The organism is Collinsella sp. TM05-38 (genome assembly GCF_003466445.1).
Lineage (GTDB): Bacteria > Actinomycetota > Coriobacteriia > Coriobacteriales > Coriobacteriaceae > Collinsella.
This window is the reverse complement of record NZ_QSPM01000017.1, coordinates 1-16,393: the sequence shown is the minus strand read 5'-3', so window position 1 is coordinate 16,393 and position 16,393 is coordinate 1. Positions and strand designations below refer to the sequence as shown.

Annotated in this window: 13 protein-coding genes; all 13 read right to left on the bottom strand. The window is 59.9% G+C overall.

From position 1 onward, the window contains the following. Window positions 1–14: 14 nt before the first annotated feature. The 13 genes from murD to argF all read right to left on the bottom strand — a co-directional run bounded on the left by murD (window position 15) and on the right by argF (window position 16,248). Window positions 15–1,421 carry a UDP-N-acetylmuramoyl-L-alanine--D-glutamate ligase gene (gene murD, locus DXD49_RS08850; protein ID WP_117794769.1) on the bottom strand — a complete coding sequence of 469 codons (1,407 nt, stop codon included), beginning with the start codon at window positions 1,419–1,421 and terminating at the stop codon, window positions 15–17. A 9-nt stretch (window positions 1,422–1,430) separates the two neighbouring features. Beyond that, a complete protein-coding gene (gene mraY, locus DXD49_RS08845) occupies window positions 1,431–2,450 on the bottom strand; it encodes a phospho-N-acetylmuramoyl-pentapeptide-transferase (protein ID WP_117794768.1) in 1,020 nt (339 codons plus the stop codon). A gap of 3 nt (window positions 2,451–2,453) precedes the next feature. After that, window positions 2,454–3,878 carry a UDP-N-acetylmuramoyl-tripeptide--D-alanyl-D-alanine ligase gene (gene murF, locus DXD49_RS08840; protein ID WP_117794767.1) on the bottom strand — a complete coding sequence of 475 codons (1,425 nt, stop codon included), beginning with the start codon at window positions 3,876–3,878 and terminating at the stop codon, window positions 2,454–2,456. A gap of 127 nt (window positions 3,879–4,005) precedes the next feature. Next, window positions 4,006–5,706 carry a peptidoglycan D,D-transpeptidase FtsI family protein gene (locus tag DXD49_RS08835; RefSeq protein ID WP_369831618.1) on the bottom strand — a complete coding sequence of 567 codons (1,701 nt, stop codon included), beginning with the start codon at window positions 5,704–5,706 and terminating at the stop codon, window positions 4,006–4,008. Window positions 5,707–5,888: 182 nt separating this feature from the next. Then, entirely contained in the window at window positions 5,889–6,359 is a 471-nt protein-coding gene (locus tag DXD49_RS08830) for a hypothetical protein (protein ID WP_117794765.1), read from the bottom strand. A 90-nt stretch (window positions 6,360–6,449) separates the two neighbouring features. Further along, entirely contained in the window at window positions 6,450–7,415 is a 966-nt protein-coding gene (gene rsmH, locus DXD49_RS08825; RefSeq protein WP_006234266.1) for a 16S rRNA (cytosine(1402)-N(4))-methyltransferase RsmH, read from the bottom strand. Between the two features lie 20 nt (window positions 7,416–7,435). After that, window positions 7,436–7,870, bottom strand: coding sequence for a division/cell wall cluster transcriptional repressor MraZ (locus DXD49_RS08820; RefSeq protein WP_006234269.1), 435 nt, complete (start codon window positions 7,868–7,870; stop codon window positions 7,436–7,438). Between the two features lie 462 nt (window positions 7,871–8,332). Further along, entirely contained in the window at window positions 8,333–9,274 is a 942-nt protein-coding gene (gene xerD, locus DXD49_RS08815) for a site-specific tyrosine recombinase XerD (RefSeq protein ID WP_199569027.1), read from the bottom strand. Between the two features lie 2 nt (window positions 9,275–9,276). Next, complete coding sequence (locus DXD49_RS08810) at window positions 9,277–10,938, bottom strand: CTP synthase (RefSeq protein WP_117794764.1); 1,662 nt, start codon at window positions 10,936–10,938, stop codon at window positions 9,277–9,279. 178 nt (window positions 10,939–11,116) lie between these two features. Then, the gene (locus DXD49_RS08805; protein WP_117734940.1) at window positions 11,117–11,455 is read right to left on the bottom strand and encodes a hypothetical protein; all 339 of its coding nucleotides are present in this window, start codon (window positions 11,453–11,455) and stop codon (window positions 11,117–11,119) included. Between the two features lie 212 nt (window positions 11,456–11,667). After that, window positions 11,668–13,149, bottom strand: a complete 1,482-nt coding sequence (locus tag DXD49_RS08800) for a DUF1846 domain-containing protein (RefSeq protein WP_117794763.1) — start codon at window positions 13,147–13,149, stop codon at window positions 11,668–11,670. A 477-nt stretch (window positions 13,150–13,626) separates the two neighbouring features. Further along, complete coding sequence (locus DXD49_RS08795) at window positions 13,627–15,114, bottom strand: YfcC family protein (protein WP_369831392.1); 1,488 nt, start codon at window positions 15,112–15,114, stop codon at window positions 13,627–13,629. Window positions 15,115–15,252: 138 nt separating this feature from the next. After that, window positions 15,253–16,248, bottom strand: a complete 996-nt coding sequence (gene argF / locus DXD49_RS08790; RefSeq protein ID WP_006234279.1) for an ornithine carbamoyltransferase — start codon at window positions 16,246–16,248, stop codon at window positions 15,253–15,255. Between the last annotated feature and the right edge of the window lie 145 nt (window positions 16,249–16,393).

The following is a 16,393-nucleotide window of genomic DNA, read 5'->3' as shown; positions in this document are numbered from 1 at the left end:
CTCACCGGCAGCCCCTATTCCATTTGCGATTTCGCCGCAGCGGCAAGCTGGGCCACATAGTCCTTAAACACGCGGCCGCGCTCCTCATAGCCCGAGAACTCATCGAACGAAGAGCAGGCAGGAGAAAGTAAGATCACGTCGCCACGGCTCGACAGCGAGCGGGCAACGTCCACGGCGTCGCGTAGGTCATCCGCCTGGGCGATATCCACATCGCCATCGACATCGGCCTCGTCCATAGCGGCGGTGAAGCGCTCGCGTGCATCGCCAAAGCAGACGACCGAGCGTACGTTATCCATAACGACGCGCGCGAAGTCCGTGAGCGGCGTGCCCTTATCGTGGCCGCCGAGCAGCAAGATCACGTCGTCATCGGGAAATGCCGTCAGGGCCTTCTCGACCGCATCGGTGTTGGTCGCCTTGGAATCGTTGACGTAGCGCACGCCGTCAATCTCGCCACACGGCTCCACGCGGTGCTCGAGCGGCTGGAACGAGGCCAGGCCGCGGCAGACACCATCGACATCGGCACCGACTGCCAGGGCAGCCGTGGCAGCGCACAGGGCATTGATAACATTGTGATGACCCGAGATCTTGAGCTCGGATGTAGCGATGAGCGGGGTCTCGACGCCCTTCAGGCGCACGATCATCTTGCCATCGCGCACAAAGGCGACATCCTCGCCCTCAGGCTCGTCAAAGGCAACCTTGCAGATGCGACGACCCGGCGTGTAGATGTACTCATCGAACTCGTGAATGCCGGCGTCTTCGACGTCGACAACCACCAGATCGTCATCGCCCATATTGTCAAACAGTTTGACCTTGGCAAGCGCGTAGTTCTTATGGCTCTTATGCCAGCCCAAGTGGTCTGGAGTGATGTTGAGCAGCACCGCCACGCGAGGGTGGAGCTCGGTGGCCGTAGCAATCTGATAGCTCGAGAGCTCAGCCACAAACCACTCGTTGTGAGCTCGGCCGTCAATCTCGTTGACCGGCGGCTCGCCGATGTTGCCGACAGCTACGCTGGCCTCGCCGGCAGCCTTGAGCAGATAATCAGTCAGCGACGTGGTGGTCGTCTTGCCGTTGGTGCCCGTAATGGCAATCCAGTTATCGGGCGACAGGCGATAGGCAAACTCGGGCTCACCCATAATCTGGGCGGCATGCTCGTGCCCGGCCTTAAAGAAGCCCGAGAACTCCGAGATGCCCGGGCACGTCACGCATACGTCATAGGCGCCCTCGACCTGTTCGGTCCCATAGACAAACGACACACCAGCAGCCTCGAGCGCACGCGTGGCGTCATTGGGCTCAGACGTGCCGCCGCCATACACGGTAACGGCGCTTACGCGCTCGGGATGCGCCAGCGCCCAGCGGGCGACATCGAGACCGGATTTGCCCTGACCCAAAACGAGCAGGCTAAAGACATCAGCAAGAGGCATGAAAGACCACTATCCCAACTGGAAGAACAGAGCAAGGCCAACGGCACCAAAGGCCGCAGCGATAATCCAAAAACGGATGACGACCTTGGTCTCGGCCCAGCCCTTCTTTTCGAAATGATGATGGATGGGCGCCATAAGGAAGACGCGCTTGTGCGTAAAGTGGAAGTAGACAACCTGAATCATGACCGAAAGGGTCTCAACGATAAACAGGCCGCCGATGATGAGGGAGACGACCTCGGTGTTGGTCATGATGGACGTGCAGGCAAACGCGGCGCCCAGGGCAAGCGATCCGGTATCGCCCATAAAGATGCTCGCCGGATAGCAGTTGAACCACAGAAAGCCCAAGCAGGCACCGGCACACGCGGTGCAGAAGATGGACAGGTTCACGTCTTCGTGCAAAAATGCCATGGCAGCCATGGCGAGCATGGCAATCATGGAGGCACCGCCAGCAAGACCGTCAAGGCCATCGGTCAGGTTCACGGCATTAGAAAGACCGGCAATCATCAGCCAGCAAAAGACAATATAGAGCCACGGGAACGAATAGCCGCAGATGGTAGTCGAAAGTACGCCAAGGTCGATCGTCAACCCACCGGGAAAACGAATCTCGGGGGCGACGCCGCACCAGTTGACGGCAAGTACCGTAAAGGTGACACAGATAATGGTTAGGCCGATCATCTTGGCATGGGGCGTCAGACCGAGCGAGCGCCCATGCGTAACGGAGGTCAGGTCGTCGATCAGGCCCAGCACGCCGGTCGCCAGCGTGGCGAGGAGCACGAGCACGAGCTCGGTGGTGAGCTTGCCCATCAGCAGGCAGGTCAGCGAGATCGCGACGAGGATGACAACACCACCCATGGTGGGCGTTCCCTGCTTAACCAAATGACGCTTGGGGCCGTCGGCACGAACCTGCTGGCCGATACCCTCAACCTTGAGCAGCTTGATCCACCACGGCATGAGCAGCAGCGCAATGGCGGCGGCGATGCCAAGCCCCAAAAAAGCCTGATACGTTGGATACGAGGGATTGCCGAACATGGGCTAGCACACACCTTCCACAAAGCGGTCGAGCTCAACAAAGCGGGAACCCTTGACCAGTACAACATCATGTTTTTCAAGCGCGCCGCCCATGCGGTCGAGCACCTGCTGATAATCGGAGAACACCTGGATGCGGTCCTCGTCCATGCCCATCATGCGCGCGGCATCGGCCATAAGCTGGGCCAGCTCACCACCCACGCACGCCAGCATGTCGAGCTCCTTGGCTGCGGCATAGGCGCCCACGAGTTCATGCATGCGAGGAGCCTCATCGCCCATCTCGCCCATCTCGCCCAGGATCGCCATGCGAGACCCCGTGCACGAAAGCGAGCACAGTAGATCGAGACCAGCAGCCATCGATTCGGCGCTAGCGTTATAGGAGTCATCGATGATGCGTGCACCGCTCTTGGCGCGCTTGATCTCCTGGCGGTGCCCGGTGATCGTGAGGCCCCTAAAGGCAGCATCGATCTGCTCGGGCGTCACGCCCAGGCGATAGGCAACCGCGGCGGCCTTAACGGCATTAGGAACGGACTGCACGCCGGGGATGGCAAGCATGGTATCGATCGTCTCGCCCTGGCCAAAATCGAGCGTAAAGACCGGACGGCCCTCGTCATCAACACGAACGTCGCGGGCGCGGACCTCATCATCGTCCGAGACGCCGGCAAGCATCACGTCGATACCAGCAGGCTGGGCGAACGTATCGCGAATGAACGGCGTAAAGTCGTCCTCGCCACCCAAAACCAGCAGCGGCAAATAGTCGCCGGCGGCGCACATGCCCTGGACAATCTCGGCCTTAGCGCGGGCGATGTTCTCGCGGCTGCCCAAAATACCGATATGAGAGGTACCGATCTTGCTCACGATGGCAAGGTTGGGATTGGCGGACTGGGACAGGCGCTCGATCTCGTGGAAATGGTTCATGCCCATCTCGAGCACCAGGACCTCGGTATCGGCCGGGGCGGAAAGCACCGTGAGCGGCATGCCGATCAGGTTATTGAAATTGCCCTTGGTGGCCCAGACACGATAGCGCTTGGCGAGTACAGCGGCGAGCACGTCCTTAGTCGTCGTCTTGCCGATGGAACCGGTAATGCCAACGACCAGGCAGCCAAGCTCCAGGCGATACGCGTGCGCCAAACGCAGCAGAAACTCCTCGGGATCATCGGTCAGCAGGATGGCACAGCCCTTGTCCTGCGCCAGCGAGACCAGCTCGGCCTCGGGCTCGCGCGTCATCACGACGGCGCCGGCACCCGACTGGACGGCACGGGAAGCAAAATCATTGCCGTCGACGTTTTCACCGGGAAAGGCGACGAAAATCGTCCCTTCCTCGACCTGGCGCGAGTCGATAACGCACCCGCGGCATACCCGATCGACTTCTCCCGTCACGGTTCGGGTCCCTGTTGCGGCCGCGAGGTTGTTGACGGCGATCTCTATCATTGCAGCTCCCCTGTAAACCTAATAATGCTATCGGCGTATTGTATCCCAGCGCCGCGCATGCGTGGTGCAGGGCATGTGAACACCCCTCATATGGGACAACAAACCACGCCCCAAAGATTGTAACCCCCTACTTCGTGCGCGGGATACCCAGCACGTCGAGCGCGTTGGCCATAATGGACTGGAACGGCACCGCAGCGGCATCTGAGCCGCTCGGCGTTCCGTCGAGCGTGATATAGCACAGCACCTTGGGCGATTGCGCCGGCGCAAAGCCCATAAAGGACGACATGTAGTTCTCCTTGAGGTAGCCGCCGTTCTCGTCGGCACGTTCGGCCGTACCGGTCTTACCCGCCACGTCATAGCCGTCAACCGCGCCGCCAACGCCCGTTCCCTCGGACACGACCGTCTGCATGCACGATGTCACCTGCGATGCGGCGTCCTCCGAAATCGCGCGCTCGCCTTCGCCCCAGTCCTTCTCGTTGCCTTTGCTGGACTTATAGAAGTGCGGGGTCATCATCACGCCGCCGTTGGCGATGCCGCCCACGGCACGTGCGATCTCAATCGGCGAGACAGACAGCGCCTGCCCAAAGCTCATCGAGCCCAGCGTGGCGCCGTCATACCGGTCACGCTCCTTGACGATGCCCAGGCTCTCGCCCGGAAAATCGACACCCGAGCTGTGACCGATGCCCCACTTGTCCACATAGGCGGCAAAGTCGTCGGCACCGATTTTGCGCCCCACCAGGACAAAGCCCACGTTGGACGAACGGCGCATCATCTCGCGCACATCCATGGTCATGGCATAGTCGCGCTTGTCGGCATCGGTGACGGTATCGTCGCCCACCTTGATACTCGCCGGCACCTCAAACGACGTACTCGATCGCACTACGCCCAAGTCGAAGCCGGCGCCCGCCACGAGTGTCTTAAAGACCGAGCCGGGCTCGTAGGCGTCGGTTACCAGGCGCAGGTTCATATCCTCGGTCTTGGCGTTTTCCAAATCAGTCTGGTCGTAGGTCGGATACGAGCAGGCGGCGAGAATTTCGCCGGTCGTGGGGTCGGTGACCAAAGCCGAGCCGTTCTTGGCCTTTGTCTTCTCGACAGCCTCTGCCAGAGCGTCCTCAGCCGTACGCTGGATATTGACATCGAGCGTCGTCACGATATCAACGCCGTCGACCGCAGCCACCTTTTTATAGGCACCGCCCGCGATATAGCTGCCGTCCCTCGCGCGCTCGCGTACGAGAGAACCGTTCGTGCCGGTCAGAAGCTTGTTGTATTGCTTTTCGAGACCCGTCAAGCCGTCGTTGTCTACATTCACTACACCCAGCACCTGCGATGCCAGATTGCCGTATGGATATACGCGCTTCATGGCCTGCTCAAAAAGCACGCCGGGCAGGTTCTTCTTCTCCAGCGCCGCAGCATCGTCTTCGTCCACCTGGCGCTTGATATACACCCAGGTTCCATCGGACTCGACGAGCTTACGGCAGGTCTTTTTATCGATTCCAGTTGCCTTGACCAGCGCCGACACCGTCTTGTCAACATCCTCGACAAGCTGCGGGTTCACGGCGATGTTGCGACATTCGACCGACGACGCCAGCACGTTACCATTGCGGTCGTAGATGGTGCCACGTTTGGCATAGAGGGTCTGCGCAAGCAGGCGCCGCGCATCGGCACGCTCGCGCAGTTTATCGGCTTCGACAATTTGATAGTCGGCAAGGCGAAAGACGCCCAAGCCCAAGCCAAGCCCAATGAATCCCATGACGGCTTTGCGGCGAGGCAGCGGCGTGCCTGTGAGCCATTCGGTCGACGAACTCTTGCGCGACCTGGTGTTATGCACTTGAGGGCCGCCCGAGCCGCGAAGTCGCGACGCCGGGTCGTTGCCACGGGACCGCCCGGCGTTGTAAGATTGCCGACCCGTTCCTTGATAACCAGAACGTCCCCGCGACGAGGGACGTCCAGAACCGCGGCCCCCATCGGAACCGCGGCGATAGTCATTTGTCATACTCAGCTACCGTCTTGCTACTGAGCGGTCGCGGTCGCGTTGGCGCCCGCGGCTGCATCCTGCGAAAAGTCAAGTGTAACGCTCTCGCTGGGCTCCACCATGCCATAAGCGCCCGCAAGGTCGCGAATGCGCGTGTCGGCGCCATAGACCGAATGCATGACCTCCAGGTCGGAGCTCTCATCGGTCGCCTTTTCGAGCGTGTTGGTTAGCTCGGCGTTGCTGTTGAGCACCTGGGCCGTAACGCCGGCGAGCGCCACGCGGGCGACGCCGATCGTCATGAAGATAGCCGCAATGATGCAAAACGTTTTAAGAACGCTCATGAAAACCGGGCTTACCGCCTGGTTTGCCTGACGGCCCGCGCCCGTGTAGACATCAAAGCGCGGCGTGCGCTGCTCACGGGGAGCATCGGGGGCCTGCGGTGTCTCACGATAGGCGGGCATGGCGTTCATATCATAGGCAAGTGCTGCGCTTGAAGTGTTGTAGCCCATGATATGCCGCCTCCCATCCCGAGTACGTTGGTAGTGTGTTTAAGCTTCGTTTATGGTGCGAGCGGGAGGTCCAATATCGCGCGGTCGCGCCTACAGACGCTGCGCCACGCGGATTTTGGCTGATCTCGCCCGAGGGTTGCGCTCAACCTCATCAGGCTGGGCAACCAAGGGTTTGCGGGTGATGACCTTGAGTATCGGCACGTTGCCGCACACGCACACCGGAATCTCCGGCGGACACGTGCACCCCTGGCTCATCTCCTTAAAGTGGTTCTTTACGATACGGTCCTCGAGCGAGTGATACGAGATGACGCAGATACGTCCGCCCGGGTTGAGCCACCTGGTGGCGGCATCAAGCCCTCGTTCGAGCACATCGAGTTCGTGATTGACCTCGATGCGAATGGCCTGGAAACTTTTCTTGGCCGGGTGTCCGCCATGCCGACGAGCGGCAGCCGGGATACCCGCCTTGATGATCTCGACAAATTGGCCGGTGGTTTCGATCGGTTCTTGCTCGCGGCGGCGCACGATCTCGCGCGCGATCTGCGAGGCGAACTTCTCTTCGCCGTAGACGCGTAGAATCCGGGCGAGGTCGTGTTCGTTATAGGTGTTGATGACCTCAGCTGCGTTTAAGGTGTTATTACCCGGATCCATCCGCATGTCCAATGGGGCGTCCTCGTTATACGAAAAGCCCCTGCCAGGGATATCGAGTTGCGGTGACGAAACGCCCAAATCGAACAGGAAGCCATCGACCCCGGGCACCTCGGCCGAGCAAAGCAGCTCGTCCAAGTCACCGAAGTTGCCCTTCAGCAGCTGGTGCGGAACGCCGGGAACCTCGCGGTCCAGACGGGCGCCAGCGGCCTCGAGGGCCATGTCGTCCTGATCGACGCCGAGCAAAAGGCCCGTCTCCCCCACCTGCGCAGCCATCTTTACCGAATGGCCGGCACCGCCAAGGGTGCAATCGCAGACAACGGAGCCGCTCTTTAGCCGCAGCGACTCAAGCACTTCGCCGAGCATGACAGGTTCATGCCGATATTCTTGTGTCAAGATCCCACGCTCCATCCGTTACCCGTGCCTTGCCCTTACGAGAAGAAGAGGTCCAGCAGGGCCTCGTCGTCATCGTCCTCATCGGCCGCGGCGCGATCCCAAACCTCAAGGTGGTCGTAGTTGCCCACAACCGTGACCTCGCGGTCGAGGTTCGCCTGCTTGCGGAGAGACTCGGAAAGACCGATACGACCGGCGCTGTCCACGTCCATCGACGTGGTGCGCTTGTTGATCGCCCTCATGAGCTTCTGGTCGTTGATGTCGCGCGGGTTAAAACCCTCGTGGCCCTCACGACCCGCGAAGAGTCCTTCGACCCACTTATCGAAGGCCTCGGCAGAGAACACGTACAGAGCATCGACATCCAGGGCTTTGAACACGCGAACGTGCTCTCCAAGCTCCTCGCGAAGGGGTGCAGGCAGGGACAGACGGCCTTTTGCATCGAGATTGCGCTCGTATGCGCCAGTCATTCCCATGTGCGCCCTCCCCTCGGTTACTCAGATGGCACGTACGCGGGGAACCACCCCGCCTGTCGACGTCATTAATAATATGGGGAACCGCCCCATTTTTCAACACCTTTCCCCACCTCTTCCCCCACTCCACCCCACCACTCCACCCACCATATATTGCAAAACACCCCCAATCATATGTTCGAAAACACAATATGTTGTGTTTACAGCAACGGCGGGATGCCACCTGTGGCACCCCGCCGTTCATCCTCAACCTTCAAGTTGACCTTGAGGCGATTTTTGCGTCCCTTTACATGCCGTTCACATCGCCCCCAAACTCCCCCACCCAAGGCACGTGCGGCCCACCACCGCGACGACATGTGGCGAAAAATAGAACGGGCCCCAGATTGCCCATGCACGCGCAAAAGCACGCCGCGGCAATCTGGGGCCCGTTCCCAAACACCTATTAATTTGCAGGTCAGCGATGTGCTAACGATGCGCCAGCGGATGCGCCGCCAGATAGACCTCGGTCAGTTGCGTACGATCGACATGCGTGTAGACCTGCGTGGTCGATATATCGGCATGTCCCAAGATCTCCTGTAGCACACGGAGGTCTGCGCCGCCAGCAAGCATATGGGTGGCAAAGGAGTGACGCAGCGTATGGGGATGGAGCCCCACCAGCCCCACCTGGCGCCCATAGCGCTCACAGATGGCATGGATGCCCTGGCGCGACAGACGGCGGCCGTTCTTATTTAAAAAGACCGCCGAGGTCTCGGTTCCGCGGGCATGGGCCGCCAAGCGAGAACGCCCCTCAGTTACATAGAGCGTCAGAGCTCGCGCCGCGCTTCCCACCAGCGGGGACAGGCGTTCCTTTGAGCCCTTACCGCGAACGAGCACAAAGCCATCGTCGATATGGATATCGCCCACATCGAGCCCCACCAACTCGCTCACACGCAAACCGCATCCGTAGAGCACTTCCAAGATGGCATGGTCGCGCAAGCCCATCTCGCCCTCGGGGAAGTCTTGATCGAGCAGCGCCGAGACATCCTCCACCGATAGATACTCCGGCAAACGCTCAGCCTTTTTAGGCAGGCGCAACGCCGCCGTTGGATTTTGGGCCACAGCCCCATCGCGCACCAAAAAGGCATGCAGGCCCTTCACTGCCGCAAGCGCACGCTCCACCGAGGCATCGGAATAGCCCCCATCGCGACGGTCGGCGACAAAGCCCTCCACGACCTGACGGGTCACCTCTTCAAAAGACACAATACCCGCCCGCTCCAGATAGGCGCAGTACGTCGTCAGGTCACGACGATAGGCCGCAATCGTGTTGCGCGCCAAACCCCGCTCGACCGCGAGGTAATCGAGATACTCCCCCGCCGCCACGGCGAGCGACGAGGGAGTAGCTCCGGTATGTTCTTTGTTCGCCGGCACCCTTAGTCCGTAGCGAGGTTCATGGGCGTCACCTGCAGGCGATCGACACCCTCGTGCCGACCGATCGAGGCACGCACGAACTCTCGGAACAGCGGCTGCGGGTTGGTCGGACGGCTCTTGAACTCGGGGTGAGCCTGGGTTGCCACATACCACGGATGCACATCGCGCGGCAGCTCGACCATCTCGACCAAGCGCTCGTCGGGCGAGAGGCCAGAGATAACCAAGCCGGCGTCCTCGAGCTGGTCGCGGAAGGCGTTGTTGAACTCAAAGCGGTGACGGTGACGCTCGTAGACGAGTTCCTCGCCATATGCCTCGCGAGCAAGGGTATCGGCGGCGAGCTTGCACGGATAGGCGCCCAGGCGCATGGTGCCGCCCTTCTCGGTCACGTCCTCCTGCGAGCTCATCAGATCGATGACGCTAAACGGGCAGTCCGGATCGAACTCAGAGGAGCTGGCGCCGGCAAGGCCGACGACGTTGCGGGCGAACTCGCACACGGCCACCTGCATACCCAGGCAAATGCCCAGATACGGAATCTTGTGCTCACGGGCAAACTCGGCCGCGAGGATCTTGCCCTCCAGGGCGCGCTTGCCAAAGCCGCCGGGGACCAGGATGCCCGAGGCGTCGCCCAGAACCTCGGAGACATTCTGCTCGTCGAGGCTCTCGCCGTCGACCAGCTGGACGTCCACATGGCGATCGTAGAAGACGCCCGCATGGTGCAGGGCCTCGATAACCGACAGGTACGCATCGGGCAGCTGCGTGTACTTGCCCACGACGGCGATCTTTACCTTGTCGGCGTGATGGTTGGCGTGATTCTGTTTGCGCAGGAACTCGTTCCACTCGCTCATGTCGCGCTCACGCGGATCCAGACCCAGACGCTCGCAAATGCGCAGGTCAAAGTCCTGCTCGGCAAGCAGCTGCGGCACGTCGTAGATGCTCGCGCAGTCCTCGTTGGTAAAGACGCAGTCGGTGTCGACGTCACAGAAACTCGCGATCTTGCCGCGGATGGCGTCGTCAATATGGTGATCGGAGCGTAGCACGATGATGTCGGGCTGGATACCAAAGCTGCGGAGCTCTTTGACGGAGTGCTGTGTGGGCTTGGTCTTGACCTCGTGGGCGGCGGCAATATAGGGAACGAGCGACACGTGGATGTAGCAGACGTTCTCGGGGCCGGCCTCCTTGCGGTACTGACGGATGGCCTCGACAAACGGTTGGGACTCGATGTCGCCGATCGTGCCGCCCAGCTCGGTGATGACTACATCGGAGCCGGTCTGCTCCTCGATGCGGCGAAACTTGTCCTTAATGGCATTGGTGACGTGAGGAATCACCTGCACGGTACCGCCCAAAAAGTCGCCGCGACGCTCGCGGGCGATTAGGCTTTTGTAGATGGCACCGGTCGTAAAGTTGGAATCGCGGGTCAGGTTCTCATCAATAAAGCGCTCGTAATGACCCAGGTCCAGGTCGGACTCGTAACCGTCCTCGGTAACGAAGACCTCACCATGCTGGAAGGGGCTCATGGTACCGGGGTCGACGTTCAGATACGGGTCGGCCTTTTGCATCGTTACTTTGTAGCCACGCGACTTGAGCAGACGGCCCAGCGAGGCCGCGGTAATACCCTTGCCCAGGGACGAAACCACGCCACCGGTTACGAACACATGCTTGGTCATATTGAGTTACCTGCACTTCCCGTAGAAGTTGTCCATACACATCTTACGGGTCTTCATTGTAATACTCGCCCCGCGGACCGTTCGCAATTTTTCTCGCGTGCGATTGCATTTCTCAGTCTTGAAACAAAACGCCGCCCGGTTTCCCAGGCGGCGCTGTTATGGCAAGGGCTACACGCTGCTATCGATCAGCAACCTCGTCCTCAAGCATTTCTTGAACGAGCATACCGGTACGGACGCCCTCAAGATACCACTCGCCACGTTCGGTGAGGCAAATGCCATTTGCAAGCTGACCGCCGTCATCGCTATAACGCGAGACGACATCAATCATGCCTTCGGAATCCAAGCGATCGATTGCGGCGCGGGCGCGATACGGCGAAACCCCCACGCACTCGGCAAGCGTTTTGCGCGAGAAACCATACGGCCCGCCATTGTCTTCGGTTTGCCGGTCGATCTCCATCAACACCAGCACCTCGACACGCTTCATATCGTTGACACTCGCACGACCCTTGCCCGCCATAGCAGCCTCCTCAAACCGAGCACGAGCATTTAACGCGCCGTGCGCGACCGGCGTATCCCGCAAAGGATGTTACATCAGCGTTATTGTATACCGCTCAAATCACTTATAGGCAGGTAAACGGGCTATTTTTAACCCAAACAAAGGCAATGTTGATTAATTAAGCCGCATAGGGCATATACCCCATGCGGCCTAATCAGACCAATCGTCTCGTTTTAGCGGTGAAAGAACCCACGACGCTCGAATTTAGGCTCGCAGCACACGTTGATGCCCAGCTTGCGCAGCACCGTCTCATCAGTCGGCGAGATGATGACGCTAAAGAAGGCGTCACAGCCACGGAGCTGCTCCAGGCCCGAAAGGACACGGGCGGCAGTCTCGCTCGTAGCCGAGGTGATCGACAGCGCCATAAGCGTCTCGTCGGTATGGAGGCGAGGGTTTTTGCTACCCAGGAAATGCGTCTTGAGCTTGCTGATGGGCTCGATCGCCTCGTCGCTGATGACTTCGAGCTCTAGGTCCACGCCCGAGACATGCTTGAGGGCGTTCATGATCAGCGAGCTCGCGGCACCCAGGCGCGTTGAGGTCTTACCGGTCACAACAGAACCGTCCGGCATGACCATGGCGCCCACGGGGCCGCCCGTCAGTTGCTCTCTGGTGAGGGCAGCCGAGCGCGCCGGCGAATAGTTCTTATCGATGCCGGCCTTTTTCATGATGAGTTTGAGACGATCGACCTGTTCGTCGCCCACGCCGGTACGGCGCACGCTTTCAACCGCGGCAAAATAGCGGCGCACGATCTCCATCTTGGAGGCATCACGGCAGGCATCGTCGTCGGTAATGGCAAAGCCAACCATGTTGACGCCCATGTCCGTAGGGCTCTGATAGGGGCTCTCGCCCAGAATCTTTTCCATAAGGGCGCGAACAACCGGGAATGCCTCAACATCACGGTTGTAATTGACCGTGGTCTTGTTGTAAGCCTCAAGATGGAACGAATCGATGATGTTGGCGTCGTCAAGGTCTGCCGTGGCGGCCTCGTAGGCGATATTGACCGGATGCGTCAGAGGAAGATTCCAGACCGGGAAGGTCTCGAACTTGGCATAGCCAGCGGCGGTACCGTGCTTATGCTCGTGATACAGCTGCGACAGGCAGGTGGCAAGCTTGCCCGAGCCAGGGCCCGGTGCCGTCACGACAACGAGCGGACGCGTGGTCTCGACAAACTCGTTCTTGCCGTAGCCTTCGTCAGAAACAATCAGATCGACATCGTGCGGATAGCCCTCGATGGGATAATGCAGCTTGGCGGGAATACCGAGCGCGTTCAGACGATTGCGGAAGACATCGGCAGCGGGCTGGCCGGCATACTGCGTGATTACCACGGCGGCAACGGCAAATCCATTCCCTCGGAACAGATCGACCAGGCGCAGGACGTCTTCATCATAGGTAATACCCAAGTCGCCACGGGCCTTGTTCTTCTCGATATGGTTCGCATTGATTGCAATGATGACCTCGACGTCATCGGCGATGCTCTTGAGCATGCGAAACTTGCTGTCCGGCTCAAAGCCCGGCAGCACGCGGCTGGCATGATAGTCATCGAACAGCTTGCCGCCAAACTCCAAATACAGCTTGCCGCCAAACTGCGAGATGCGCTCCTTAATATGAGCAGCCTGCAGCTCGATATACTTCGCATTGTCGAAACCCTGGCGCATGTATGGCTCCCGTCCCGTTTCCCAATTAAGTTCCTACGCGATTATAGCGAAGCCTGCCCTTCCCAAAGGCCAGGCCAACAACGGGCACCAACCAAACACGCCACCACGCAACCGTAAGGAACCCGGGTAGTCTATTTGGGACGGCACCACCTTGCACCAACAATAGAAACGTCGCAGGAAGATGCAACGTCAGCGAGCGCCGCCCAGAACGAACAAGTTGGCATGAAAAAGGCAAGGCATAGACCTTTTGGTCATGCCTTGCCTTTTGAATGACAAATTGTCGTTCTGGACGGCGCGCAGCGTCGACTGGTTGCGCGGTTCGTAGAGCCGCGCAACATAAGTGCGCCTCCCCCCGCGCACGGAACGGGAGGAGGCTAAAGGTAGGAGTCTACCGGTGGGGTTACCCCACCGGACAGACGATGACCAGGTGATCCTTTACAGGATCGTCATGGTTTCCGTGGGGTACCCAAGGGGTACTTAGAGCATCACGCAAGCGATGGTCAGGATGACGGCGCAGACGACGGAGAGAGCGACGATGAGCTTAAGAGCAAACTTGAGCCAGGTCGTCCACTCGATCTTGGCCAGGGCAAGACCGCCCATGATGGCGCCAGAGGTCGGGGTGAACAGGTTCACGACGCCGATGGCGGCGGAGAAGATCATGACCATGACCTCGGGCGAGAAGCCGAGCTTAACAGCCAGCGGTCCCATGATGGGCATGGAGACAGTAGCCATACCGGAGGTCGAGGGAATCAGGAAGGACAGGCCAAAGTAGACCAGGAAGCTCATGGGAGCGAAGATCACGCCGGACAGACCAGCCAGAGCATTGGCGGCAGCGTCGAGGACGTAGACGTCGAGGCCGGTGCTAGCCATGAGGACGGAGATACCACGGGCGAGAGCGATGACGAGGACAACGGACATCATGTCGGCAGCGCCGGTGATGAAGGTGTTGACGATCTGCTTCTCGGACAGGCCACCAATGATACCGATCAGGATAGCCATGAGGAAGAACCAAGTGGAAGCCTCGTCGAAGTACCACTGGCCAATGGGCAGGCCGGTGATCAGGGCAGACCAGCCCTGAACGATGGCGTTACCGTCGGCGTCATAGACAGCGCCAGCATCGAAGAAGTTGGCGACGCCCTCGTTGAGGTCGGCCAGCGGGATGAAGCCGACGATCATGACGACGAAGGTGAAGGCGAAGGCGATCAGAACACCCTTCTGACGACCGGTGAGCTTGACCTCCTTGTTAACCTCGGAAGCAGCCTTGCCGTGAGCCTCTTCGGCGTCCTTGAGCTCCTGCATCGAAAGGATGGTGGAGCCCTTGTCGGCCTTGACCTTCTTGGCATAGCTCATAACGAAGACGATAGACATGGCGGTGGTAACGATCCACAGGACGGCACCGAGGCCGATGATGATGGACTGGTTGACCTCAATGCCAACGCCGGTCAGAGCGTCGACGGCAGCGCCGACGGCGAACGGGTTAACCGTGGAGCCGAGGCAGCCGCAGCCAGCGCCGAGCAGGACGGTAGCGGCGCCGACCATGGGGTCGAAGCCAGCAGCCATCATGGTGGCGGCGAGCAGGGCGTAGAAGGGAACGGTCTCCTCGCACATACCATAGGTGGTACCACCGAGGGAGAAGATGAGCATCAGCACGGGAATGAGCATGATCTCATTGCCCTTAAGCTTCTGCACCAGAACGGCAATGCCGTTGTCCAGGGCGCCGGTCTCGGTCATCATGCCGAGGAAGCCGCCGAGGATCATAACGAAGAGGCAGACGGGCAGAGCGTCAGCGAAGCCCTTGACCGGGGCGGTGCAGAAATCGCTCAGGCGGGCAGCGGTAACCGCGCCGCCGGACGTACCGGAGACGATAACGGTAACAACCGCGACAATTGCCAGCAGAGCAAGAAGAATGGTGAACGATGAAGGCATACCGCGCTTTTTCTTAGCGGTCTCAGTCATAGTTCTCATCCCCCCTTCATAAATCATTTACTGATCTCGCCCAAAGCGGCTCTTCCGTGCCGTGCATGTCGCTCGGTGCGAGATTTTTACCAGACAAAAGCGCTCGGGGTGCGCAGCAATGCACCCCGAGCGAGATGCTAGATGCTCTTACTTGAGCGTAGCGTACATGACAGCCTTGATGGTGTGCATGCGGTTCTCGGCCTCGTCGAAGACCTTGGAAGCGGGGCTCTCGAAGACCTCGTCGGTGACCTCCTGCTCGGTGATGCCGAACTGCTCGCACTTCTCGGCGCCAATCGTAGTGTTGGTGTCGTGGAAGCTGGGCAGGCAGTGCAGGAAGATGGCACCCGGGTTGGCCATAGCCATGACCTCGGAGGTGACACGATACGGGGTGAGCTGAGCGATGCGCTCGGCCCAGACCTCGTCGGGCTCGCCCATGGAGACCCACACGTCGGTGTAGATGACGTCGGCACCGGTGACGCCGTCCTTGACGTCGGTGGTCAGCTTGATGGTGCAGCCGTTGGCCTCGGCGATGGGCTTGCAGGCCTCGATGACGTCGTCAGCGGGCATGCACTCCTCGGGGCCGCAGGCCACGAAGTTCATGCCGAGCTTGGAGCAGACAACCATGAGGGAGCGAGCGACGTTGTTCTTGCAGTCACCCATGAAGACGAGGGTCTTGCCCTTGATGTCGTAGTTGAAGTTCTCCTGGACGGTCAGGATGTCGGCGAGCATCTGAGTGGGGTGCCACTCAGTGGTCAGGCCGTTCCACACGGGCACGCCGGACTTAGCGGCGAGCTCCTCGACGTCGTCCTGGGCAAAGCCACGGAACTCGATGCCGTCATACATGCGGCCGAGAACGCGGGCGGTGTCCTCGATGGACTCCTTCTTGCCCATCTGGGACGAACCGGGATCGAGGTAGGTGACGCCCATGCCCAAATCCATGCCGCCGACCTCGAAGGCGCAGCGGGTACGAGTGGAGGTCTTCTGGAAGAGCAGGACGATGTTCTTGCCCTCGAGATAGCGGTGCGGAACGCCAGCGCGCTTCATATCCTTGAAGTTCTTGGAGAGCTTGAGCAGGTACTCGATCTCCTCGGTGGTGAGGTCGAGGAGCTTGAGGAAGCTACGGCCGGAGAGGTTAACGCCCATGGTTCGAATCCTTTCGAAGAAATGAATTACGTAAGTATTAGTGTTGCCCGTTTGACGGGCGAAACCGGTGCGGTTGTAGGGAGACCGCACCGGAAACGAAAAGACTTAGAGGTCCTCGCGCCAGAAGGGCATGCTCATGCAGCGC